Below are 21,716 nucleotides of genomic sequence, written 5' to 3'. Positions count from 1 at the left end.
CCCGCACGCTGCACATGTCGCTCTCGGCGGGCCCCGCCGCGCCCGCGGGACCCGGCGACGGAGCCGCGAGGGCGCCGTCGTCGCCGCCGCGCTCGTCGTCGCCGTGACCACCACCACCCTCGTCGCCACCGCACCCGCCGGAGCCACCGAGGCACCCGCCCCGGCGCCCGTCGTCGTGGACCCCGCGGCCCCCGTCTACGCGCACATCCCGCTCTACCTCGACGGCCTGACCACGCTCCCGGGCGGGCTCCGGGAGCCGCTCGACGCCGGCACCGACGTGACGTTCCTGGCCGGCACCCACGTGGTCGACCCGGCCGCGACGACGCTCGCGCGGGTGGTCGGCGGGCAGGTCGGGACGGGCCAGGGGGCGACCGCTCCCGCGGCGGCGAGCGTCGCGGGCCGGCAGCGCGCCTGGCTCGCGTCGGGGACCGTGCCCGGAGCCGGCGGGCCGTACGAGGACATGGCGCGTGCCGCCCTCCTCGACCTGCACGCGCTGGTGCTGCCCGACGGCGCCGCCGTCGCGGCCTGGTCGGACAAGTGGCGGTACGTGTGGCCGCGCGACGCGTCGTTCGTCGCCGTCGCCCTGGCGCGCACCGGCCACGTCGACGACGCGCTGGAGATCCTCGGCTTCCTCGACCGTGTGCAGTCGCCGGACGGCTCGTTCCAGGCGCGCTACCTTCCCGACGGCTCCGGCCCTCCCGACGACCGCGGCGTGCAGACGGACGGCACCGGCTGGGCGATGTGGGCCGCCGGGCTCGTCGTCGACGAGATCGAGGACCCCGCCGACCGAGCGGCCGCCGTCGAGCAGCTCTACCCGCTGGTGGCCCGGTCCGCGCGCCACGCGATCTCGCTCGTCGGCCACGGCGGGTTGCCGCCGGCGTCGCCGGACTACTGGGAGGTCCCCGAGGACTCGCTCACGCTCGGCACGGTCGCGCCGCTGGTCGCGGGCCTCCAGCAGGCGTCGCACCTGCTGGAGCTGGCCGACGACGACGCGCTCGCCGCGGCCGCGTTCGACGCCTCGATCCGGACCAAGGTCGCGGTGATCCGCGCGTTCGGGCCCACGGGGTTCGCCCGCTACGCGACGGGAGGCCACGCAGACGCGGCGAGCGCGTTCCTGCTGCCCCCGTTCCTGGCCACGGCCGTGCCCGGCGTCGACCAGGCGTGGCGGGCCTCGGCGGTGGCGATGGTGCGTCCCGCGAACGGGCTGGCGCCCGGTGCCGGGTGGCGCGACGACGGCGTCTCGTGGACCCCGCAGACGTCCCTCTACGCGTGGGTGGCCGCCGAGAACGGCGACCGGGGTCTGGCCGACGGCTGGCTGTCGTTCCTCGACACCCACCGCACCGCGTCGGGGTCGCTGCCGGAGAAGGTGCTCGCGGACGGATCGCCCGCGGCCGTCGCGCCCCTCGGCTGGAGCGCCGCCTGCGTGCTGCTCGCCCTCGCCGCCCTCGACGAGAGCGCGGGCCTCAGCGGCTGAGGTCCCGGGACCAACCGCCGGGCTTCGCACCCCTCGTCGTCAGACGCCGACGGGCCGCGCACCCGTCGGTGCACGGCCCGTCCGGACGAGCGCGGTCAGAGACCCCTGACCTGCTCGGCCTGCGGTCCCTTGGTGCCCTGACCCACCTCGAACTCGACGTCCTGCCCCTCCTCGAGGGAGCGGTAGCCGTCCGACTGGATCGCGCTGAAATGCACGAAGAGGTCCTGACCTCCCCCGACGGGGGTGATGAAGCCGTACCCCTTCTCCGCGTTGAACCACTTCACGATGCCCTGGGCCATGCCGTAACTCCTCGACGTCCGGTGCCGGGCGCTCCGCCGGCGCCTGGTGCGCGTGAGCCTAGTGGGAGCGATCCCTGGGCGACCAGGGTCGTCTCGGGAGCGACGAGACGTCTGTCAGGCGTCGGGGTCGCTGGCCAGCACGACGGTGATGCCGGTTCCCGCGTCGGCCGGCGACAGCGTCACGACCGTCAGGCCGAGGGTCGAGGCGACGAGGTCCGCGGTCACCTTCTGGTCCTCCGACGCGTAGTAGACGACCGAGTCGTCGGGTGCCGTGCCGGTGAAGTTCCCCGTGGTCACCGCGGTGAAGCCGGCGCCCGTGAGCTTCTCGGCCTGCACGCCCGCCAGCCCGCCGATCTTCGCGGCGTTGAGCACGACGACGGGGGTGTCCATGACCGGGGTCGCAGCGGGCGGCTCCTCCGCCGGCGTCGACTCGGTGGTGGTGTCGGTCGGCGCGGTGGCGCCGTCGCTCGCGGTGTCGGTGGGGTCCGCACCCGTGTCCGAGGCCGGCGAGTCGGACGCGCCGGGGAGCGCCGGAAGGTCACCGTTGCGCGCGGCCAGGTTGACGGCCACGTACGCGGAGCTCGCGGCGAGGACCACGACGAGCAGGAACGGCCACCACCTGCTCCACGCGGTTCGGGGTGCGCGATGCACGCCTCGGGGGACGTCGGGGTTCGACGGGACGTCGAACTCGTCCTCGGGGTAGGAGTACTCCGCCTTGCTCACGCCGGACAGGCTAACGGCTCGGGCCGTGCGATCGGGCCCAGCCGGGCCGGGACGTGGCCCGTGTCACGTGCGGGGATGTCGGGCCCGCCGGATCAGGCGTCGCCGAGGCGACGGGCCGTGCGCGCGCGCTGGCGCGAGGACCGCATCCGGCGCAGGCGCTTGATGAGCATGGGGTCGTGCGCGAGGGCCGCCGGGTCGTCGATCAGCGCGTTGAGCACCTGGTAGTACCGCGTGGCCGACATGTCGAAGAGCTCACGGATCGCCGACTCCTTGGCGCCCGCGTACTTCCACCACTGGCGCTCGAAGGCGAGGACCTGCTCGTCGCGCTCGGAGAGGCCGGAGGCGCCGGGTGCGTCGCTGGGATGCGGGAGCGATCCGATGGCGATCGTCGCGGCGTCCATGCGTCCTCCTGTGCTCTCGGGCTCTGCTCGTGCCAGCTGTCGTCGGCCGCGCCGAGCGACTCGGCTGGCGACGCCCGCCATCGTACGACCGTAATGACACGGGTGTCATTCCTTCGGCGCGTCGTCCCCCGCGTGCCGCAGTCGGCGTGCGCACCGCGCGGCACCGTGCCGTGGATCGGTAGCCTCGCGGGCGTGAACGCCGCGCCGCTCGACCAGCTCGTCGCGCCCGACTGGGCCGTCGCCCTCGCCCCCGTCGAGCCGCAGCTCCGCGCGGCCGGCCAGTTCCTGCGGGACGAGGTCGCTGCGGGACGGCAGTACCTGCCCGCGGGTGACGCCGTGCTCCGCGCGTTCCAGCGGCCGCTCGCGGACGTGCGGGTGCTCGTCGTCGGCCAGGACCCGTACCCGACCCCGGGGCACCCGATGGGGCTCTCGTTCTCCGTGCAGCCCGACGTCCGACCACTGCCGCGGTCGCTGACCAACATCTTCACCGAGCTCGTCGCGGACGTCGGCGTCGCGCCCCCGACGAACGGCGACCTGTCCCCGTGGGCGGACCAGGGCGTCATGCTGCTGAACAGGGTTCTCACGGTGCGTCCGGGCGCGCCCGCGTCGCACCGGCGGCACGGCTGGGAGGCGGTGACCGACCGGGCCATCGCGGCCCTCGTGGAGCGCGGCGGACCCCTGGTCGCGATCCTGTGGGGCCGGGACGCGCAGTCGCTCAAGCCGGCCCTCGGTCACGTGCCGACCGTCGAGAGCGTGCACCCGAGCCCGCTCTCTGCGAGCCGCGGGTTCTTCGGCTCCCGGCCGTTCTCCCGGGTGAACGAGCTGCTCGTCGCACAGGGGGCCGCTCCGGTGGACTGGTCGCTGACCTGAGCAACAATGTGGACGTGACTGAGCCTTCTTCCGTGCCCCGCTGGTCCCGGTACGTCGCCATCGGCGACTCGTTCACCGAGGGCCTCTGGGACGACCCCGACGGCCGCGAGGCGCCGCAGCGCGGCTGGGCCGACCTCCTGGCGTCCCACCTGTCCGCGCGACGGACCGCGGCGGGCGAGACCCCGCTGGAGTACGCGAACCTGGCCATCCGCGGGCGGCTGCTCAAGTCGATCCTGGTCGAGCAGGTGCCGGCCGCGCTGGACCTGAAGCCCGACCTGGTGAGCCTGGTCGGGGGCGGCAACGACATCCTGCGGCCCACCGCCGACGTGGACCGGATGGCGCGCAACCTCGAGGCCGCCGTCGTGCGGCTGCGGAAGGCCGGCGTCGACGTGCTGCTGGGCACCGGCGTCGACGCCGCCGACAGCCCCCTGGTCAAGGCCACCCGCAGCCGGGTCGCCGTCTTCGACGCGCTCATCTGGTCGATGGCCCGCCGCCACGGCGCCTACGTCGTCGACCTCTGGGGCATGCGGAGCCTGCGGGACTGGCGGATGTGGGCCGAGGACCGGATCCACCTGACCACCGACGGCCACGCGCGCGTCGCGCAGGCGGCCCTGGTCGGCCTCGGCCTCGAGCCCGACGACGCCGGCTGGGACGACCCCCTCACGCCCCTGCCGCCCACGCCGCGGATGCAGAAGGCCCGGGAGGACGCCGCCTGGGTGCGCGAGCACGTCTACCCGTGGGCGACCCGACGCCTGCGCGGGAAGTCGTCGGGCGACGAGCGGACGCCCAAGCGGCCCGAGCTGACCCCGCTCGACTGAGCGACCCGCCGGGCGGAAGCGTCAGGGCACGAGGCAGACGATCCCCGACTGGCCGGCGCGGTTCTCGACGAACGACACGAAGGCGTTCGGGGTCGCGCCCTTGTTCGGACCCAGCTGGCCGCTGAACGTCGGCAACGACGAGCAGCTGGACGAGACGGAGGCCGAGTTGTTGATGCTGGTCAGGCCCGAGGTGGACCACGACCAGCCTGCGGGGGCACCCGTGATCGTCAGGGTGAACGCGACGTACTGGTCGTTCGCGATGCCGGGGGCGCTGAAGTCGGCGCCGCCGTTGCCCTGTCCCGCGCCCGCGCTGCCCCAGAAGGCGAACGACGGTGCCCCGGTGATCGAGCACGGCTTCGTGGTGTCGACCGAGCCGTTCGCGTTCCGCACCTCGCACCGGTTGCCCGCGGGCGGCGTGAAGCTCCACGTGGCCGGGACGGCCCAGCCGTTCAGGGTCACGTACGCGAGCGCACCGCCCGAGGCGGGCGGGGTGAAGGCCGACGAGGTGGCCGTGAGCGTCCCCGCCGAGAGCGTGCCGTTCGCGCTGAGGAGCACGGTGCTGGGCGCGGCCGAGCGGTACAGGATCACGCGACCACCGGTGCACACGGTGCCCGTGATGCCGGTGACCTTCACGGACGTGTACTGGCCCGACGCGTTCGCCGTGCCGGTCGGGGAGACCGTGAGCGGGCCGTTGGTGCAGCGCGCGGCGGTGGCTCCGTAGGCGCGAGTACCGCCGACCACCTTCAGGCTCGCCGCGGCCGCCGGCACCACGGTGGCGACGACGAGCAGGACGAACGCGACGAGTGCCGCGGCGAGCGCGGGCCGCGAGGACCTGGGGGTCCTCATGAGATCCCCGCAGGGTCGAGCTCCGCGACGGGCGACGACGCGAGAGCTGACTCGTCGTCTGACCGGTCGTCCGCCTCGTCGTCGGCGTCGTCCCCGTCCTCGTCCTCGTCCTCGTCGCGTGGCCACACCAGGATCGCGAGCGCCAGGACGATCAGGCTCGCCCAGATCCACGGGCTCGTGACGGCCTGGACCACGAGACCGACCTGGGGGACGTGAAGACGCGCGACACCGAGGATCTCGTCGTCCGTCGGGCTGAAGGGGTCGACCCAGTCGTTGTTGTCGCCCTGGATCTGCCAGCCGGACGGGTCGCCGCCGATCACGCGGTGGATGATCCGCGCGCCGCCCAGCTCGTGCGGCTGGTAGACGACGATGTCGCCCACGGTCGGCTCGCCGCAGCGGGACGCGACGAGGTCACCGGTGTGGAAGGTCGGCTCCATCGAGTGGCCCGACACGATCGTCAGGGTCGTGCACCCGCCCAGGCTGGTCGGCCAGAGCAGGATCGCGGCGACCGCGGTCAGCGCCCACACCAGGACCGTGGAGACGCGCCTCAGCACCCGGCGCGCGGGGGGCGCGTCGGGTGCTGAGGTCGAGTCCGTGTGGTCCACGGGCGCCGCCGGGCTGCTGTCGCCGGTCAGTCGATGATCGTGACCGAGATCTTCGCGATCGAGTTGATCTGCGTGACCGTGCTGATGCCGAAGCTCGACAGCGGGATGACGGGCGTGAGGGTGCCGGCCGCGATGGCGGCGGCGGGCGCGTACTCGGTGCCGACGGCCGCGTTGGCCGTGGTGCCGAACGCGACCTTGTAGTGCTTGCCGATGCAGGCGGTGTCGATCGACGTCAGCGTGACGGAGTCGGTCGCCGACGGGTAGCCGAACGTGGTGCCGGTGGCCAGCTGGCCGGCGGTGCTGCCGTCGAGCGAGAACGAGGCCGTGATGGTGCCCGTCTGGCACGCCGCGGCCGTGATGGTGGTGACCCCGGCCTGGACGATCTTGCCGTTGGTGCCCGTGAGCGACAGCTGGGCGGCCGACGCGAGCGACAGGCCCGCGACACCGAGGATGGCCAGGCCGACGGCCAGACCCTTGCGGGACTTCTTGGACTTCGTGGAAGCCATGGTGATCTCCTGATCGGGAAGGTGCGGGGAATCGGCACCTCACCGAGACCCGCTCACGGAGACACGCCGAGAGGCGGTCGTCCGCGAACGTAGGTGTCATCGGCACGATCACCCGTTCGGCTCTGGGTGGCAGCACCCCGCCCGCCCGGCATGCCCTTTTCTTTCACCCCGCACGAATACGGCGCACCCGTCAAGTCGGACAGGCGTCCTACTCGGCTCCGGCCCCGAGCGGCAGCCACGCCTCGAGGCGGGCGCCCTTCTCGCGGCCCGGCGAGAGCGCCAGTCGGCCGTTCACGAGGGACAGCCGGGTGGCCAGCCGGGCGGTACCCGAGGGGGTGCCGGCCGTCGTGGCGTCGTACAGCTCGCCGTCGTTCTCGACGCTCACGTGCAGCACGGAGTCGCTGACGTCCAGCACCACGACGATCGACGACGCCGGCCCGTGCTTGAGCGCGTTCGTGAGGGCCTCCTCGACGAGGCGCACGGCGAGCAGGCGCTCGCTGATGGTGAGCGAGCAGCCGGAGGGGTCGTCGAGGGCGCGCACGGCGTCGCTCACCTGGAGCCTGGTCGCGATGCTCGCGGGGATGCGGCCGAGCAGCGCGCGCACCGCCGGCACGAGCCCGAGCTCGAGGCGATCGGGGTAGAGGATGCGGCTCATCTCCCGCACGTCGATCTCGCGCGCCGACTCGAGCTCGGAGCGCACCCAGCTCAGCGTGTCGACGTCCTCGTCGTCCATGCCGCGCGCACCGGCGCGCGCCAGGACGTCACCCAGCCGCGCGTCCATGAGCACGAGCTTCGACTGGAGCGTGCCGTGCAGTCCCTCGGCGACCGCGCGCCGCACCCGGATCTCTTCCTGCTCGAGCGCCTTCAGGGCGATCTCGACGTGCACAGCGTCGCGGGCGGACGCGCGGTTCCGCACGCGGTTCGCACGACGGACCTTGAGGGCCCACATCCCGATCGCGCCGGAGACCGCCCCGAGGACGAAGCCGCTGAGCACCTCGGCGTCGCGCGCCGGGTCGCTCAGGGAGTCGTGCACGCCGAGCAGCACCTGGGCGACGAAGCGCGCGACCGCGGCCACCGCGGAGGCGGCGAGGACGGCCGTCGCCATCGACCAGAACCGCGTCGCGAGGTGCGCCCGGACGGCGGCCAGCACGACGACCAGCATCACGACGGCGACCGCGTTCGCCGCGAGCCGCGCGCTGAGGGGCACCGACTCCCACTCCGGGATGTACGTCGAGTACACGTACGTCGACTGCAGGGCGGCGCCGAAGCCGTAGCCCAGCGCGATGATCGCGGTCCCGCGGAGCAGGGCCACGCGGTCGCCGCGGAGGTCCTCGCGGCGCTGGAGCACGGCCGCGGCGGAGTCGGTCGACGTCGTCGTCATCCCGCGCTCCCCCCTCGCAGCCGTGCGTGACGTTCATGGTCGGCCCGGCGCGTACCGCGCGTCGAACCCAGCCGCAGACGATACTGGCGGCGATGACCGTTCCTGCTACCAGCCCCCTCCGCGTCGCCATCGTCGAGGACCAGCCCCTGTTCCGCTCGATGCTCGAGCACACGCTCTCCGGCACGCCCGGCCTGCAGGTCGTGGCCGCGGTGGGCACCGTGACCGACGCCGCCCGGGTGCTGCGCCCCGGCTCGGTCGACTGCGTGATCCTCGACATCGACCTGCCCGACGGGAACGGCATCGCGCTGGGGGTCACGCTGCGGCGCCGGACGCCCGAGCTCGGCATCCTGCTGCTGTCGGCGCACGACGCGATGGACCTCCTGCTCGACCTCCCGACCGATGTCGCCGCCGGGTGGGGGTACCTCTCCAAGACGTCGTCGACGAGCGAGGAAGTGCTGGTCAACGCGGTGCGCGCGGCCGCCGTCGGCGAGACCGTGCTCGACCCTGCCCTGCTGGCGCGCATGACGCCTCGCGCCGGCTCGGCCGTCGCCCGGCTCACCGACCGCCAGTACGAGGTGCTCCGGCTGCTGGCGTCGGGGCTGTCGAACGCGGGCATCGGCGACAGGCTCGGGATCACCGAGAAGTCGGTACAGAATCATGTCAACGGGATGTACGCGACGCTGGGCATCGACAGCGACCCGAAGCGCAACCCCCGGGTGAGTGCGGCCCTGAGACTGCTCGAGGAGACCGGGCCGAGCGCCTGACTCGTCCGGTTCCTCCCCGGGAGCTGCCTCGGCAAGTTTCACCCGGTGCGCGGCTTGCGCGGCCGCGCCCTGAGATCGGCAGCGGCGGCCGTCAGGCACCTGCGCGTACGCCATGATCGACGCATGGCTGAGCGACGCGGCGGCGAGGCCGCTCCCCCGACCACGTCGATGGTGCGGGGCGAGGACTGGTACGCCCGCGACCTGTCCGGCCAGGAGTTCCACAACGTCGAGTTCGTGGACCTCGACCTGACCGAGACGTCGGGCGTCGGTGCGGTGTTCGAGGAGTGCGTCTTCCGGAACGCGAAGTTCAACGCCTCCGTGCACACCGACGCCGCCTTCATCAACTGCACCTTCCACCGCTCGAACTTCTTCGACGTCCGGTTCGAGCGGTGCAAGCTGATCGGGTCGATGTTCGACGGCTGCACCTTCGACATCACCGTGGTCGAGGGCGGCAACTGGTCGTTCGTCGGCCTGCCCGGCGCCGACCTGCACTCGGCGACGTTCACCGGCGTCCGGCTGCGCGAGGCGGACCTCACCGGGGTCCGCGCGCCGGGCGGGACCCTGCGCGACTGCGACCTGGCCGGGGCGTGGCTGCACCTGGCCGACCTGTCGGGCTGCGACCTGCGCGGCAGCGACCTGGCGGGCATCGACCCCGCGACGGTGAAGCTCGAGGGCGCCATCATCACGCTGCCGCAGGCCGTGGTGATCGTCGAGGCGATGGGGCTGGACCTCCGGGTGGAGTGAACGGTGACCAGGGGCGCCGTCCGGGTGACCCGGTCGAGGGGTGGGCCGCGAACGGTCCCCGATCCACTAGTCTCCGTCCCCAGCACGGCGCCGGCCGGCGCGTGCCCACCGCACCGCCGAACCCTGGAGCCCCTCGTGCGCCGAACCCTCGCCCGGGCAGCCGCCCTCGCGCTCACCGCGATCGTCACCATGTCGACGGCGACGATGGCGTCGGCGGCGGCGCTCCCCGCCGCGTACGTCGGCCCGAACGACGGCTTCTACTCCCAGCCGTACACCGACACGTTGATCTGGGTGCACTCGACGGGCAGCCCCGGCGCCGGCGTGTCCACGAGCTACGCCCCGGCAACCTTCGCCGAATGGTCGTCCCAGGGCTTCCCGACGCCCCGGCCGATGGCGATCCGCTACGTGAAGGCACCCTTTCTCAGCACCATCCTCGCCGTCCCCTACGCACCCGGCACGAACAACCGGATCGAGCTCTGGTCCTCCCGGACGGCGCTCACCGGCGAGCAGTGGGCCCGCGTGGGGTACCCGTGGCCGCAGGTCACGACGAACATCCCGGGCTACGTCCTCCAGTACCGCTCGACGACCGGGGACCCGACGATCTGGGCCTCGATCGACTCCGAGCGGCACGCGCTGACGCTGGCCGAGTGGATCGCCGCCGGGCAGCCGCAGCCCATCGTCTCCGCCGGAGGCACTGGTCCCGGCCCCGCTCCCGCTCCGACGGTGAGCTACCAGGGCTGGCCCACGTCCCCCGAGCTGTTCGCCGTCCCGAGCGACGGCTCCGCCTTCCACAAGCTGACGCCCGCGGAGTGGGCTCGAGCGGGCTACCCCGCGCCGCTCATGGTGCCCGGCGGGTACTACAAGCTGTCGTGGGACGTCACGATCGCGCTGCTGGGTCCGATCAACGGCGACGTCGAGCTGCTCACCCCGGCGACCTGGGCCCACCGCGACTACCCGACGCCGGCCGTCGTCCGGACCATCCCCGGCGACTACTACTGCTACGACACCGACGCCGAGGCCGTGTACTACGACGGTGCCACGGTCTCGGACTACCTCACGGACGACGAGGTAACCTCGTTCCTCGGCGTGGACGTCGACGACGTAGAGGAGTGCTGACTCCCTCCCGCCGCTGAACGCGACAGCCCGCCACCTGCACATGCGCAGGTGGCGGGCTGTTCTCGTGTGGAGCCCCCTATCGGATTCGAACCGATGACCCCCTGTTTACAAGACAGGTGCTCTGGCCGACTGAGCTAAGGAGGCGGGCGGCCCCAGGATAACCGGGCGCTCCCCGCGAGGAGCGCCCGGTCACCGGTGGGTCAGGAGCCCTGGGCGGCCTGGACGGCCTCGAGCAGGGCGCCCGGCGTGCGCCAGTCGCCCGTGAAGGGCTCGCCGTTGATGAGGATGGTGGGCGTCGAGATCTTGCCGATGTCCGTGGCCATCTGGTTGGTCGCGGCGGAGACCCAGGGGGCCATGGTCCGCCACGTGCCGTCGGCGGTGGCCTCGGTGTCGCCGTCCTTGGTGGTGTACGTGCCGTCCACGGTGCTCGTGAACGTCGCGGCCACCTCGGCCGGGACCCCGACGTCGGTCGCGATCTTCTCGATCTCGGCGTCGGTGCGGCCCTCGGAGCCCTCGGCGGGCTGGTCGACGTACATCGCGCTGACGAAGTCGGCGAACTGGCCCGGCGCCTTGTCGGCGACGATCGCCGCGGCGTTGGCGGCCCGCGTCGAGTACGACGTACCCGCGGAGTTGCCGTCGAGGAACGAGATCGGGTGGTACTCGATCGTCGTCCCGCCGTCCTTGAGCATCGTGTCGAGATCGTCGCCGTTGATCTCCTCGAACTGCCCGCAGATCGGGCACATGAAGTCGAAGTAGACCGTCAGCGTGACGTCGCCGTCGCCGACCACGCCGACGTCCTCGGCGGTGGTGCCGCTCACCGGGATGCCGCCCTTGTCGTTGGCGGGGGCCGGCGCGGTGACGTCCGCGAGCGCGGGGGCCACGACGTTCGCCGAGGTGCCGCCGTAGACGACGTCGGAGTTGGCGGCCTGGTTGGTCTTGTTCTGGTTGACGATCGCGAAGCCGACGCCGACCAGGGCGAGGACGGCGACAACGAGGCCGGAGATGGCGAGGATGCGGTTCCGCTTGGCCTTGCGCTCCTGCTCCTTGCGCATCTGGGCGGCCTTGAGGCGGGCGTCCTCGCGGCGCACGGCCTTGGTGGGGCGTGGGTCGTTCGTGGGCATGGGTGCTCCTGGGTGGGACGAGGGGTGGTGGGCGAGCCGGCGGGTCAGGCGACCGCGGGCGGACCCCGCCGCGCGATGCTGCCGGCGAGCACCCGCTCGGTCCACGACGCCGCGACGGTGGTCGGGACGTGCCGCACCTGTCGGGCGACGGGCAGCGCCCGCGCGGGGCCGCGCAGGCCCGGGAGGGCCCGGCCCAGGAGCAGGCGCACCTGGCGGGACGCCCGCACGAGCAGCGCGGTCAGGCCGATCCCGCAGGCGGTGAGCAGCAGGTAGAGGGCCGCGACCGGCACGGCGACGCTGAGCAGCACCACGGCGCCCTGCGACACGGTGCCCAGGCCGTAGGACCCGTCCGGGCAGTCGGTGGCGTCCCGGAGCACCGACAGGCGCAGACCGAGGGGGCCGAGGGCACCGCCCGCGGCGACGCAGTCGTGCAGCAGCACCCGGCCCTGGGCGACGACGGCCGCGGCGAGCGCGGTGACGGCGAGCGCGACGACCGGCGACAGGCGCGACGCAGCCAGGTGCGGCCCTCGTCGCGCGGTCATGCCGCACAGCGTAGGGGTCGAGGCTGAGGATCCTGACGTCGTCAGCTCGGGCGAGGCTGCCGGACCACCTCGATGTCGAAGCCGAACGAGCGCTTCCACTCGCGGGCCAGCCGCCCGCCGGCCCGCTGCACGATCCCGCGCACCCACCACTCGTCGGGGTCGATCCCGGGGAACGCGTGCTCCACGAGCAGGGGCCGGAACCGTGCGTCGACGGCCTCGACCCGGTCCCGCAGCGCCGCGAGCTCGGGGTACGACGCCAGCCCGGGGTCCGTCAGGGCGGCCTCGAGCGTGGTGCGCGCCATCACCTCGTTGGCGTAGGCGAACTCGTCGCCCCGGTAGCCGTGCTCGCACTCGACGACGAAGCTCGACCACCGCTCGAGGACCGCGGCCGGGCTGTCGTCGCGCCAGACGCCGCGCGCCCGGACCACCGAGGTGAAGGCGTCGTCGAACGCGCTCACTTGGCGATCTCGCGCAGGAAGAACTCGTAGCCCTCGTCGGGCCGGAAGTACGCCACGATCACGTCGCCGCGGAACACCCCGAGCGAGCCGGTGCGGTGGTCGAACCGGACGACGTCACCGTTGCTGCGGCGCCCCACGGCCACCTCGGCCTCCGCCTCGAGCGACATGCCTGCACCCTCCCCGGGATCGACCAGCCTTCACCCAAGGGGGTGAAGGCACGGCGCGCCAGGGCGGTCCCGCATCGCGAGACGGACGAGGGTCCCGGGCTACGGCAGGACCGGGGTGGGCAGGGGCGCCCAGGTGATCGGGCTGCCGCTGAGGATCTGGGCGATGAAGATCGCGGACACCGCCAGCAGGACGGCGGTCGCGACGAGCGCGCCGGTGCGTCCGGGCGCGACGACCGCGAGCACCCGCCGTGCGCCGATGCGCGTCATGAGCGACAGCGGTCCCCACCAGACGACCGCGGCGCCGAGCAGCACGATCGAGCCGACCAGGATCGACGCCGTGAGGCCCTGCGGCTCCTGGCCGGACGGCGACTCGGCGATGGTCCAGTGGCCGTCCCCGATCAGCCACCACGACACCCCGAGCAGGATGACGACGACGCTGGCGCCGACGACGAGCGAGGGCACCAGACCGACCAGCGAGCGCAGCAGGTGCCAGGGCGCGGTGGCCATTGCGACCGCCCGGTCCGAGCGCCGCACCCCCGCCCGCTCGCGGCGGCCGTACATCGCCTCGACCGTGGACCCCGCGGTGCGCACGACGATCACCAGCAGCGTGAACACGACGAGCGTCACGCCCGGGTACAGCGCGCCGGCCGAACCCAGCAGCAGGCCCGCGGCGAGCAGCGTGCCCCAGCGACGGCGGGCCGGCGGCCGCTCGTAGCCAGAGCCCTCCGGTTCCGGCTCCTCGGACGCGTCCAGGTCCTCGGTGATCCACTCGACGCCGTCCGGGTCCTCCTCCCACGCCTCGTCGTCGGCGGGGTCCTCCACCTCGGACGGGTCGAAGGCCCGGGTCCGGCCGTCGTTGGCGACGAGGGCGGGTCCGGCCGCGGCAGCGGAGGGAGCCGCAGCCCCGGCGGCGACGGCGACCGTCGCCGCCCCGGTGGGCAGCACCGTCGTCCCGACGAAGTCGTCGGCCACGAGCACGGCCGTCGCGGCCTCGTCGGCCATCGGCTCGCCCTCCGCCACCACCAGCGTGAGCGCGGCCACGACGTCGTCCGGCGAGGTGCGGTCGGCGGCGGCCGGCGCCAGGGCGCGCGTGAGCGTCGCGGTGGTCAGCGGCCCGAGGCCGTCGAGGTCGACGTCCCCGGAGCGGGCGCGCGCGAGCACGGCCTCCAGCGGCCGGGTGCCGAACGGGTCGCGGCCGGTGGCGGCGAACGCCAGGATCGCGGCCCAGCCCCAGAAGTCGGACGCGGCGTCGGGCTCGCCGCCGTCGAGCAGCTCGGGCGCCAGGTAGCCCGGCGTGCCGATGACGAGGCCCTCGGAGGTCAGGCGCGAGTCGTCCGCGGCCTGCGCGATGCCGAAGTCGATGAGCACCGGTCCGTCGTCGCTGACGATGACGTTCGACGGCTTCAGGTCGCGGTGGATCACCCCCGCGCCGTGCACGGCGACCAGGGCGTCGAGCAACCCCTCGGCCAGGTCGAGCAGCTCGTCGGCGGCCAGCGGACCGCGCTCGCGCACGTGCTCCTCGAGGTTGTCGCCCGCGACCAGCTCGGTGACCAGGAACGCCTCGGTCGAGTCCGCCTCGGCGTCGAGGATCGCCGCGACTCCCGGGTGGCGCAGCTTCTGCAGGGCGTGCACCTCGCGGCGCAGCCGGTCGCGCGCGACCGCGTCGGACCCGATGTGCGGGTGCAGCAGCTTGAGGGCGACCGGGTCCCCGCCCCCGTCGACCGCCCGGTAGACCGTCCCCATGCCGCCCGAGCCGAGGGGGGCGACGACGGTGTATCCGCCGATCTCCGACCCCGGTGTCAGACCGATCCGCTCCATCTCCGCACCGTAGCGGGAGGCCAGCACGCCGTGCCCGGCAACGCGCTGGCACCTGCCGACGCGCTCCCCCGTCGCGTCGCGGGCTCCCCCTATAGGGTCGAACCAGACCCAAGGAGTTGATCTGGTGCCTTCCGACGCGCCCGCGCACGGCTACGACTTCGTCGTCGTCGCGAACCGCCTGCCCGTCGACGTGAGCCTCGGCGACGACGGCGAGCCCACCTGGACCCGTTCGCCCGGCGGCCTGGTCACGGCCCTCGCGCCGGTGATGGCCAGCACGTCCGGCGCGTGGGTCGGCTGGGGCGGCTCGCCCGACCTCGAGCTCGAGCCGTTCGACGTGGACGGCACCGAGCTGATCCCGGTGGTGCTGACCGAGGACGACCTCGAACAGTTCTACGAGGGCTTCTCCAACGACACCCTCTGGCCGCTGTATCACGACGTCATCGAGCCGCCGGCGTTCCACCGGCAGTGGTGGGACTCCTACCAGAAGGTGAACCGGCGCTTCGCGGAGGCGGCCGCCGCGCAGGCCGCGCAGGGCGCGACCGTGTGGGTGCACGACTACCAGCTCCAGCTGGTCCCCAAGCTGCTGCGCGAGCTGCGCCCCGACCTGCGGATCGGGTACTTCCACCACATCCCGTTCCCGCCGCTGGAGCTGTTCGCCCAGCTGCCGTGGCGCGTGCAGGTGGTCGAGGGGCTGCTCGGCGCCGACCTCGTGGGCTTCCAGCGGGCCGGCGACGCCGCGAACTTCGTCCGCGTGGTCCGTCGGCTCACGGACCTGACGACGCGCGGGCAGATGGTGACCCTGTCGAAGCACGGCGAGCCCGGGCGGCACGTGCGCGCGGCCGCCTTCCCCATCTCGATCGACTCGCACGCGTTCGACGAGCTGGCCCGGACCGAGTCCGTCCGCGAGCGCGCGCAGCAGATCCGCCGCGAGCTGGGCGACCCCGAGTACCTGCTGCTCGGCGTCGACCGGCTCGACTACACCAAGGGCATCCGGCACCGGATCAAGGCCTACGGCGAGCTGCTGTTGGAGGAGCGGCTCTCCCCGCAGAGCACCACGCTCGTGCAGGTGGCCAGCCCGAGCCGGGAGAACGTGGGGGCGTACCAGACGCTGCGCGACGACGTGGAGCTGCTGGTCGGACGGATCAACGGGGACTACGGCCAGGTCGGGCACGCGCCCGTGCAGTACCTGCACCAGTCCTTCCCCATGGAGGAGATGGCGGCGCTGTACCTCGCCGCGGACGTCATGCTGGTGACCGCGCTGCGCGACGGCATGAACCTGGTGGCCAAGGAGTACGTCGCGGCCCGGTCCGACGACCGCGGCGCGCTGGTGCTCTCCGAGTTCACGGGCGCCGCCGACGAGCTGACGGGAGCGGTCCTGGTGAACCCGCACGACATCGAGGGCATGAAGGACGCGATCACGTACGCCGTCCACATGGACGCCCGCGAGTCGCGCAAGCGCATGCGCCGGCTGCGGCGGCGCGTGCTCGGGCACGACGTCGTGGCCTGGTCGGAGGACTTCCTCGCGGCCCTCAACGCCGTGCCCGTGCGAGCCGGCCGTGGCTGAGGGCCTGGACGCCCTGCGCGCCGCGCTGACCGCGGTCGCGGCCGACCCCGCGCGCCGGCCCGTGCTGGTCGCCCTCGACTTCGACGGCACCCTCGCGCCGCTGCAGGACGACCCGTCGCAGTCCCGCATCATCCCGGCCGGCGTCGAGGTGCTCGACCGGCTGGCCGGCACCCCCGGGGTCCTGCTCGCCCTCGTCTCGGGCCGGTCGATGAACGACCTGCACACGCTCGCCCAGGTGCCGTCCGGCACGTTCCTCATCGGCAGCCACGGCGCGGAGCGGGCGCGGGTCACCACGTGGGGCCTCGACCGCGACGTCGTCCAGCTGAGCGACGAGCAGGCCGACCGGCTGGCGTCGCTCGGGGCCGAGGCGGCCCGGATCGCTCGCGGTCGCGACGGCGTCTGGGTGGAGACCAAGCCCACGGCCGTCGTCGTGCACACGCGCCTCGCGGAGGACTCCGTCGCCCAGCCGGCCGAGCAGGAGGCGATCGCGCTGGGCGAGCGCCTGGGCTCCGGGGTGCTGCACGGCAAGGACGTCGTCGAGATCTCCGTGCTCACCGCCAGCAAGGGCGAGGCGCTGACCGCGCTGCGCGACGAGCTCGCCGCGCGCGTCGTGCTGTACGCGGGCGACGACGTCACCGACGAGCACGCGTTCGACGCGCTCCACGCCGACGACCTGACGGTCAAGGTCGGCGCCGGCGAGACGTCCGCGCGGTTCCGGGTCGACGGGCCGGACGAGATGGTGACGGCCCTGGCGGTGCTGGCCGACGCCCTCTGAGCGGCCTGCTGGTCGGTGGCGGGGGCGAGGCGTAGCGTGCGCCTCATGCCCGGCCGGATGCACGAGGTCGAGCTCGTCGAGGCTGCGGACGAGCCCGCGCGATCCCGTTCGGCCCCGGCACCCGAACCCCGCCGACCGTCGTGGACCGGGCGCCCCGGCCAACGCGTCGACGTGGAGCTGGACGACGAGCTCGACAGCCAGGAGCTCCACGACGCCGACCGGAACGTCGACGCCGCCCGGACGTGGCTGCGCCGGCACGCCCGCTGGCTGGTCCCCGTGGCCGCCACGCTGGCCGTCGCCCTCGTCGGCACCCAGGTCGTGATGAACCACCGGGAGGCCGCGCGCCTCGCCGCGCTGGCCGCGATCCCGGGGGTCGTGCCGCCGGCGGACCCGTCGATCGGCGTGCTCTGGCGGGCGGACCCCCGCCTGGCGAACGTGCTGCAGTCCGGCTCGGTGGTGGACGGCAGGCTCGTCGGCGGCATGCAGGACGAGAGCGGCGCGCTGTCGATCGTCGCTCTCGACCCCGACACCGGGGTGACGGCGTGGACCACCCCTGTGGAGCTCCCGACCGCGCCCGAGGCCACCGTCGGCGCGACGCCGTCGGTCTGGGTCGCGTGCACCCCGGTGACGCACGGCGAGGGTTCCGTCGTGGCCTGCATCGCGCAGCGGTACGGCGGCGACGACGTGGTCCTCGGCGTCCCCGAGACGACCGTCGTCGTGCTCGACCCCGCCGACGGGTCCGTCCTGGCTCGCCGGGCGGTGCCCAGCACCACGGGGCTCACGTTCACGGACGGCGACCTCCTGGTGGCCGAGCGCGTGGCCGACGACGGAAGTCCCGCCCGCACCGACGCGTCCTCCGTGCGGTGGGCGGTCACCGCGAGCGACGTGGTCAGCGGCGACACCACGTGGACCTGGACCAGCCCGTCGGTCGACGTCGTCGGCCGCGAGGACGGACCGCAGGCCTCGAACGCCACCGGGTCGGCGACCCTGCAGAGCGTCGACGACGAGGTGCTGATGACCGTCGACGAGCACGCGTGGATCCTGTCGGACACGGGTCGCCCGCTGCGCGACGTCCCGCTCGAGCCCGGCTCGTGGATGGGACCGGCCCGCGCGGGGGTGTTCATCCAGAACACCTGGACGTCGTCGGACCGCTATCAGGGCTCCCTCCTGCTCGCGGACGGCACGGAGGTCCCGGTCGAGGAGACCAGCGGCTGGCTCGCCGTCGACGACGGTTCCGCCCCGGGCGTCGTCTTCACGGTGGGCGCGGGCCCGCAGGAGGTCCAGGGCCTGAGCGGCCGGTCGGCCCGGACCGGCAAGGAGCTGTGGCACCTGCCCGGCTCGATCGCGACGGCCCTGCTGCTCGACGGCACCCTGTACGTGGCGGCGGACGAGTCGATCGTCGCGCTCGATGCCACGACGGGCGAGACCCGGTGGCGCCGGACGCTCGACCAGGTGCCGCAGCAGCTGTCGACCGACGGCCGCTACCTGCTGGTCCCCGGCGTGGGCGTGACCCTGGACGCGTACGCGTTGCGCGACGGCGAGCTCGCGTGGCAGAAGGACCTGGCGCAGGAGGTGGCCGGCGACCGGGACCCGGTGTTCGTGCAGGGCTTCCAGTCGGGCTGGCACGACCCGCGGCTCTACGTCTGGATGGACAGCGGCGCCGTCGCGGTCCTGGGCTGATCTGATGAGCCTGCATCCCGGGCACCTCGCACCCGTCGAGCTCGACGAGCAGGACGAGCTCGACGGCTCCCTGCCCGTGTCCATCCTGCCGGCCTGGCTCAAGCGGCACGCGCTCTCGGTGGCGGGCGCGGCCGCGCTCGTCGCGCTCGCCCTGGTGGGCGCCCAGTCCGCGATCGACGTCGGCGAGCGCGACCGCCTGGCGTACCTGGCGGAGGTCCCCGGCGTGCTCAGCCCGCTGCACGACCCGCCCGGCGAGCTGTGGCGGTGGGCGCCGACGGCCGGATCCCTGGTGGCCGGCGACAGGGAAGGGCGGTGGGCGATCGGCGCGCGGTACCACTCGGGCGGTGTCGACCTGCGGGGGACCGACCCCGACACGGGTCGGGTCCTGTGGTCGGTGCCCTTCTCGCTCGACGCCGCGCTGCCGCCGGGAGGCCGGTCCGAGTTCCCGTCGGTCTGGGTGCGCTGCACCGCCCTGACGCCCACCGACGAGCCGCGGGCGGTCTGCGCCGCCGAGGTGTCCCCGGCTGCCACGGTGGGGGCACCGACCCCGCTCCTCGTGCTGGACCCCACGCGCGGCGCCGTGCTCGCGACGCCGACCGTCGAGGCGGGCTCGCTCTGGTCGGTGACCGGCTCCCACCTCGTCGTCGCGACACCCGTCACCGACGACGGCGGCGGCGTGCGCTGGACCGTCACGGCCACCGACCCCACCACGGGTGACGTCGCCTGGCGCCGGACGACGCCGGTGGTGCCGGCGGTCCACCAGGTCCGGACCGGTCCCGACATCATCCGCTCCGACGCGGAGCTGACCAGCGACGACGGCCGCGTGCTGCTGACGGACAGCGGCCACGCGTGGCTGTTCGGCGCCGACGGCGCGCCGCGCGGGGACGTCACGGTGGCGACCGACGGCTGGGCCGAGCTCGCGCGCGCCGGCACCCTCGTGTGGTCGCCGTGGCAGGCCTCCGCCGTCCCGGCCGGAGTCCTGGCCACCCGGGACGGCACGCGCGTGGCGGTCCGCGAGATGCCTGCCCGGCTGGCCGTCGACGACGGGACCGCGAACGACGTCGTCCTGCTCTCCGACGGCACGGACGGCCGGGGCGGTCGGGGCGGCAGCACCCTCGTCGCCCGCGCCGCCACCACCGGGGACGAGCTCTGGCGCACGGAGGGCACGTCCGGCGACCCCCTGCTCGTCGACGGCACCGTGTACGTCGCCCACGGGGACGAGGTGCTCGCCCAGGACGCCACGACCGGCGAGGTCCGCTGGCGCTCGATCATCGGCTCCCCGCCGGTGTACCTCGGCACGGACGGGACGCTGGTGATCGTCGTGACCGCGAACCGGACCCTGCGCGGCCTCGACCTCTCCGACGGCCGGCCCGCCCGCGCCGCCGACGTCGCCCGCCTGCTCTCCCGCGACCCCGGCGGCGTCGACCAGGTCAGCGAGTACGCCGGGCGGCTGCTCATCCGGTTCCTCGACGGGTCGGGCATCGTCGTCGGCTGAGACGCCCTGCGCTCCGCGCATGGCGGGCCGGCTGCAGGAGGTCGCGCTCGAGGACGACCTCGACGCGCCGGTCGGCCGCGCTGCCGGCGTCGAGGACCGGGCCGAGAGCCGGCTCGGGACGGTCGACGGGATGCTCGTGCTCAGCGGTCCAGGGGGTGCGACGGTCCTCGGCTGAGCGTGGCGTGCGTCACTGTCCGGGGTGGACGGTCCACCCCGGTATGGCATGATGACCGCGGGCGACGGAGGATCCCCTCCTCCCGATCCCGTGTCATCGAGGACACTCTTGACACTCTTCACTACGGATCGTCCGGCACGTACCTGCCGGTGAAGGGATTGATCAGCCATGGCAACGGTCACTTTCGACAAGGCCTCCCGGGTCTACCCGGGCACCGAGCGCCCCGCGGTCGACGCGCTCGACCTGCACATCGAGGACGGCGAGTTCCTCGTCCTCGTCGGCCCCTCCGGTTGTGGTAAGTCCACCTCGCTCCGCATGCTCGCGGGCCTCGAGGACGTCAACGCGGGCCGCATCCTCATCGGCGACCGCGACGTCACGGACGTCCAGCCGAAGGACCGCGACATCGCGATGGTCTTCCAGAACTACGCGCTGTACCCGCACATGACGGTCGCCGACAACATGGGCTTCGCGCTCAAGATCGCCGGCACGCCGAAGGCGGAGATCCGCCAGCGCGTCGAGGAGGCTGCCAAGATCCTCGACCTCTCCCAGTACCTCGACCGCAAGCCGAAGGCCCTCTCGGGTGGCCAGCGTCAGCGCGTCGCCATGGGCCGTGCCATCGTGCGTTCGCCCCAGGTGTTCCTCATGGACGAGCCGCTGTCGAACCTCGACGCCAAGCTCCGCGTCCAGACCCGTACGCAGATCGCGTCGCTGCAGCGTCGTCTCGGTGTCACCACCGTCTACGTCACGCACGACCAGACCGAGGCCCTGACCATGGGCGACCGCATCGCGGTCCTCAAGGACGGCCTCCTGCAGCAGGTCGGCACGCCGCGCGACATGTACGACACCCCGGCCAACGTCTTCGTCGCCGGCTTCATCGGCTCGCCGGCCATGAACATCGGCACGTTCCCGGTGCTGGACGGCGTCGCCAACCTGGGCCGCGCCCGCGTCGCCGTGCCGCGCTCGGTCATCGGGCAGTTCACCGAGGACGACCGCAACCACATCACGGTCGGCTTCCGCCCCGAGTCCGTCGACGTCGTGCCCGAGGGCACGCCGGACGGCATCCCGATCATCGTGAACATCGTCGAGGAGCTCGGCTCCGACGCGTTCGTCTACGGCTCGCTGACCAACGAGTTCGGCCGCGCCGACGCCGTGCACTCCGGTGCCGGCGACGCCCAGGTCATCGTGCGCGTCGACCCGCGCCAGGTGCCCGGCAAGGGCGAGACCATCTACATCAAGCTCCGCGAGGGCGAGACGCACCTCTTCCACGCGGGCAACGGCGAGCGCATCGCCGTCTGACCTCAGCAGCAACCCGACAGGGCGGTCCCGGCGTGTGCCGGGGCCGCCCTGCGGCATTCTCCTCGGGCGGCCCTGTGG

The 21,716-nt window shown here is 73.6% G+C and carries 24 protein-coding genes and 1 tRNA gene; 12 read left to right on the top strand and 13 right to left on the bottom strand.

Annotated features, from left to right (window positions below):
* The coding region (locus tag AC1DT4_RS15835; protein WP_477090756.1) for a glycoside hydrolase family 15 at positions 1 to 1,474 on the top strand (1,474 nt) is incomplete at its 5' end.
* Positions 1,475 to 1,569: 95 nt separating this feature from the next.
* On the opposite strand, the gene AC1DT4_RS15830 is transcribed toward AC1DT4_RS15835, so the two are convergent.
* The 3 genes from AC1DT4_RS15830 to AC1DT4_RS15820 all read right to left on the bottom strand — a co-directional run bounded on the left by AC1DT4_RS15830 (position 1,570) and on the right by AC1DT4_RS15820 (position 2,897).
* Positions 1,570 to 1,773 carry a cold-shock protein gene (locus AC1DT4_RS15830; RefSeq protein ID WP_456825370.1) on the bottom strand — a complete coding sequence of 68 codons (204 nt, stop codon included), beginning with the start codon at positions 1,771 to 1,773 and terminating at the stop codon, positions 1,570 to 1,572.
* 114 nt (positions 1,774 to 1,887) lie between these two features.
* Entirely contained in the window at positions 1,888 to 2,496 is a 609-nt protein-coding gene (locus AC1DT4_RS15825; protein WP_477090755.1) for a LytR C-terminal domain-containing protein, read from the bottom strand.
* A gap of 92 nt (positions 2,497 to 2,588) precedes the next feature.
* Positions 2,589 to 2,897 carry a DUF3263 domain-containing protein gene (locus tag AC1DT4_RS15820; RefSeq protein WP_477090754.1) on the bottom strand — a complete coding sequence of 103 codons (309 nt, stop codon included), beginning with the start codon at positions 2,895 to 2,897 and terminating at the stop codon, positions 2,589 to 2,591.
* Positions 2,898 to 3,089: 192 nt separating this feature from the next.
* Here AC1DT4_RS15820 and AC1DT4_RS15815 point away from each other — a divergent pair, with 192 nt between their 5' ends.
* Complete coding sequence (locus AC1DT4_RS15815) at positions 3,090 to 3,767, top strand: uracil-DNA glycosylase (RefSeq protein ID WP_477090753.1); 678 nt, start codon at positions 3,090 to 3,092, stop codon at positions 3,765 to 3,767.
* 14 nt (positions 3,768 to 3,781) lie between these two features.
* Positions 3,782 to 4,585, top strand: a complete 804-nt coding sequence (locus tag AC1DT4_RS15810) for an SGNH/GDSL hydrolase family protein (RefSeq protein ID WP_477090752.1) — start codon at positions 3,782 to 3,784, stop codon at positions 4,583 to 4,585.
* 21 nt (positions 4,586 to 4,606) lie between these two features.
* On the opposite strand, the gene AC1DT4_RS15805 is transcribed toward AC1DT4_RS15810, so the two are convergent.
* The 4 genes from AC1DT4_RS15805 to AC1DT4_RS15790 all read right to left on the bottom strand — a co-directional run bounded on the left by AC1DT4_RS15805 (position 4,607) and on the right by AC1DT4_RS15790 (position 7,923).
* Positions 4,607 to 5,431 (bottom strand): hypothetical protein, encoded by an 825-nt coding sequence (locus tag AC1DT4_RS15805; RefSeq protein ID WP_477090751.1) that lies wholly within the window; start codon positions 5,429 to 5,431, stop codon positions 4,607 to 4,609.
* Complete coding sequence (locus AC1DT4_RS15800) at positions 5,428 to 6,036, bottom strand: signal peptidase I (RefSeq protein ID WP_477090750.1); 609 nt, start codon at positions 6,034 to 6,036, stop codon at positions 5,428 to 5,430. The genes AC1DT4_RS15805 and AC1DT4_RS15800 overlap by 4 nt, the downstream gene beginning before the upstream one ends.
* A 26-nt stretch (positions 6,037 to 6,062) precedes the next feature.
* Entirely contained in the window at positions 6,063 to 6,542 is a 480-nt protein-coding gene (locus AC1DT4_RS15795) for a hypothetical protein (protein ID WP_477090749.1), read from the bottom strand.
* A 208-nt stretch (positions 6,543 to 6,750) separates the two neighbouring features.
* On the bottom strand, positions 6,751 to 7,923 hold the full coding sequence (locus AC1DT4_RS15790) for a sensor histidine kinase (RefSeq protein ID WP_477090748.1): 1,173 nt from the start codon (positions 7,921 to 7,923) through the stop codon (positions 6,751 to 6,753).
* Between the two features lie 92 nt (positions 7,924 to 8,015).
* Here AC1DT4_RS15790 and AC1DT4_RS15785 point away from each other — a divergent pair, with 92 nt between their 5' ends.
* The 3 genes from AC1DT4_RS15785 (at position 8,016) to AC1DT4_RS15775 (ending at position 10,547) form a co-directional block, all read left to right on the top strand.
* Entirely contained in the window at positions 8,016 to 8,687 is a 672-nt protein-coding gene (locus AC1DT4_RS15785; protein ID WP_477090747.1) for a response regulator, read from the top strand.
* Between the two features lie 123 nt (positions 8,688 to 8,810).
* Complete coding sequence (locus AC1DT4_RS15780; RefSeq protein WP_477090746.1) at positions 8,811 to 9,431, top strand: pentapeptide repeat-containing protein; 621 nt, start codon at positions 8,811 to 8,813, stop codon at positions 9,429 to 9,431.
* 135 nt (positions 9,432 to 9,566) lie between these two features.
* Complete coding sequence (locus tag AC1DT4_RS15775) at positions 9,567 to 10,547, top strand: hypothetical protein (protein WP_477090745.1); 981 nt, start codon at positions 9,567 to 9,569, stop codon at positions 10,545 to 10,547.
* A 67-nt stretch (positions 10,548 to 10,614) separates the two neighbouring features.
* Here the strand turns inward: AC1DT4_RS15775 and AC1DT4_RS15770 are convergent.
* The 6 genes from AC1DT4_RS15770 to AC1DT4_RS15745 form a co-directional block, all read right to left on the bottom strand.
* Positions 10,615 to 10,691, bottom strand: a tRNA-Thr gene (locus AC1DT4_RS15770).
* Positions 10,692 to 10,747: 56 nt separating this feature from the next.
* On the bottom strand, positions 10,748 to 11,668 hold the full coding sequence (locus AC1DT4_RS15765; protein ID WP_477090744.1) for a DsbA family protein: 921 nt from the start codon (positions 11,666 to 11,668) through the stop codon (positions 10,748 to 10,750).
* 44 nt (positions 11,669 to 11,712) lie between these two features.
* A complete protein-coding gene (locus AC1DT4_RS15760; RefSeq protein ID WP_477090743.1) occupies positions 11,713 to 12,210 on the bottom strand; it encodes a hypothetical protein in 498 nt (165 codons plus the stop codon).
* Positions 12,211 to 12,251: 41 nt separating this feature from the next.
* Complete coding sequence (locus AC1DT4_RS15755) at positions 12,252 to 12,668, bottom strand: hypothetical protein (protein WP_477090742.1); 417 nt, start codon at positions 12,666 to 12,668, stop codon at positions 12,252 to 12,254.
* Positions 12,665 to 12,835: a hypothetical protein gene (locus tag AC1DT4_RS15750; RefSeq protein WP_477090741.1), complete on the bottom strand. Its 171-nt coding sequence runs from the start codon at positions 12,833 to 12,835 to the stop codon at positions 12,665 to 12,667. Before AC1DT4_RS15750 ends, AC1DT4_RS15755 begins: the two co-directional genes overlap by 4 nt.
* A gap of 99 nt (positions 12,836 to 12,934) precedes the next feature.
* Positions 12,935 to 14,653 carry a serine/threonine-protein kinase gene (locus tag AC1DT4_RS15745; RefSeq protein ID WP_477090740.1) on the bottom strand — a complete coding sequence of 573 codons (1,719 nt, stop codon included), beginning with the start codon at positions 14,651 to 14,653 and terminating at the stop codon, positions 12,935 to 12,937.
* 124 nt (positions 14,654 to 14,777) lie between these two features.
* On the opposite strand from AC1DT4_RS15745, the gene AC1DT4_RS15740 reads away from it, so the two are divergent.
* From AC1DT4_RS15740 to AC1DT4_RS15715, 6 genes are all read left to right on the top strand, one after another.
* Positions 14,778 to 16,217: an alpha,alpha-trehalose-phosphate synthase (UDP-forming) gene (locus AC1DT4_RS15740; RefSeq protein ID WP_477090739.1), complete on the top strand. Its 1,440-nt coding sequence runs from the start codon at positions 14,778 to 14,780 to the stop codon at positions 16,215 to 16,217.
* On the top strand, positions 16,210 to 16,992 hold the full coding sequence (otsB, locus tag AC1DT4_RS15735; protein WP_477090738.1) for a trehalose-phosphatase: 783 nt from the start codon (positions 16,210 to 16,212) through the stop codon (positions 16,990 to 16,992). Before AC1DT4_RS15740 ends, otsB begins: the two co-directional genes overlap by 8 nt.
* A gap of 45 nt (positions 16,993 to 17,037) precedes the next feature.
* Positions 17,038 to 18,672, top strand: coding sequence for an outer membrane protein assembly factor BamB family protein (locus tag AC1DT4_RS15730; RefSeq protein WP_477090737.1), 1,635 nt, complete (start codon positions 17,038 to 17,040; stop codon positions 18,670 to 18,672).
* Positions 18,673 to 18,676: 4 nt separating this feature from the next.
* Positions 18,677 to 20,167 (top strand): outer membrane protein assembly factor BamB family protein, encoded by a 1,491-nt coding sequence (locus AC1DT4_RS15725; RefSeq protein ID WP_477090736.1) that lies wholly within the window; start codon positions 18,677 to 18,679, stop codon positions 20,165 to 20,167.
* A 19-nt stretch (positions 20,168 to 20,186) separates the two neighbouring features.
* Positions 20,187 to 20,342: a hypothetical protein gene (locus tag AC1DT4_RS15720; RefSeq protein ID WP_477090735.1), complete on the top strand. Its 156-nt coding sequence runs from the start codon at positions 20,187 to 20,189 to the stop codon at positions 20,340 to 20,342.
* A 168-nt stretch (positions 20,343 to 20,510) separates the two neighbouring features.
* Positions 20,511 to 21,638, top strand: a complete 1,128-nt coding sequence (locus AC1DT4_RS15715) for an ABC transporter ATP-binding protein (RefSeq protein WP_477090734.1) — start codon at positions 20,511 to 20,513, stop codon at positions 21,636 to 21,638.
* The last annotated feature ends 78 nt before the right edge of the window (positions 21,639 to 21,716 follow it).

Source organism: Cellulomonas sp. P4_D11 (genome assembly GCF_056401915.1).
Note: the sequence above shows the minus strand (reverse complement) of the source record. Positions and strands in the feature narration are given on the sequence as shown.

Excerpts from the sequence above, each read along its gene's own strand:
- AC1DT4_RS15830 (WP_456825370.1), bottom strand. The coding sequence starts at position 1,773 with ATGGCCCAGGGCATCGTGAAGTGGTTCAACGCGGAGAAGGGGTACGGC.
- AC1DT4_RS15820 (WP_477090754.1), bottom strand. The coding sequence starts at position 2,897 with ATGGACGCCGCGACGATCGCCATCGGATCGCTCCCGCATCCCAGCGAC.
- AC1DT4_RS15805 (WP_477090751.1), bottom strand. The coding sequence starts at position 5,431 with ATGAGGACCCCCAGGTCCTCGCGGCCCGCGCTCGCCGCGGCACTCGTC.
- AC1DT4_RS15795 (WP_477090749.1), bottom strand. The coding sequence starts at position 6,542 with ATGGCTTCCACGAAGTCCAAGAAGTCCCGCAAGGGTCTGGCCGTCGGC.
- AC1DT4_RS15790 (WP_477090748.1), bottom strand. The coding sequence starts at position 7,923 with ATGACGACGACGTCGACCGACTCCGCCGCGGCCGTGCTCCAGCGCCGC.
- AC1DT4_RS15785 (WP_477090747.1), top strand. The coding sequence starts at position 8,016 with ATGACCGTTCCTGCTACCAGCCCCCTCCGCGTCGCCATCGTCGAGGAC.
- AC1DT4_RS15780 (WP_477090746.1), top strand. The coding sequence starts at position 8,811 with ATGGCTGAGCGACGCGGCGGCGAGGCCGCTCCCCCGACCACGTCGATG.
- AC1DT4_RS15765 (WP_477090744.1), bottom strand. The coding sequence starts at position 11,668 with ATGCCCACGAACGACCCACGCCCCACCAAGGCCGTGCGCCGCGAGGAC.
- AC1DT4_RS15760 (WP_477090743.1), bottom strand. The coding sequence starts at position 12,210 with ATGACCGCGCGACGAGGGCCGCACCTGGCTGCGTCGCGCCTGTCGCCG.
- AC1DT4_RS15750 (WP_477090741.1), bottom strand. The coding sequence starts at position 12,835 with ATGTCGCTCGAGGCGGAGGCCGAGGTGGCCGTGGGGCGCCGCAGCAAC.
- AC1DT4_RS15745 (WP_477090740.1), bottom strand. The coding sequence starts at position 14,653 with ATGGAGCGGATCGGTCTGACACCGGGGTCGGAGATCGGCGGATACACC.
- AC1DT4_RS15730 (WP_477090737.1), top strand. The coding sequence starts at position 17,038 with ATGCCCGGCCGGATGCACGAGGTCGAGCTCGTCGAGGCTGCGGACGAG.
- AC1DT4_RS15725 (WP_477090736.1), top strand. The coding sequence starts at position 18,677 with ATGAGCCTGCATCCCGGGCACCTCGCACCCGTCGAGCTCGACGAGCAG.
- AC1DT4_RS15720 (WP_477090735.1), top strand. The coding sequence starts at position 20,187 with ATGGCGGGCCGGCTGCAGGAGGTCGCGCTCGAGGACGACCTCGACGCG.
- AC1DT4_RS15715 (WP_477090734.1), top strand. The coding sequence starts at position 20,511 with ATGGCAACGGTCACTTTCGACAAGGCCTCCCGGGTCTACCCGGGCACC.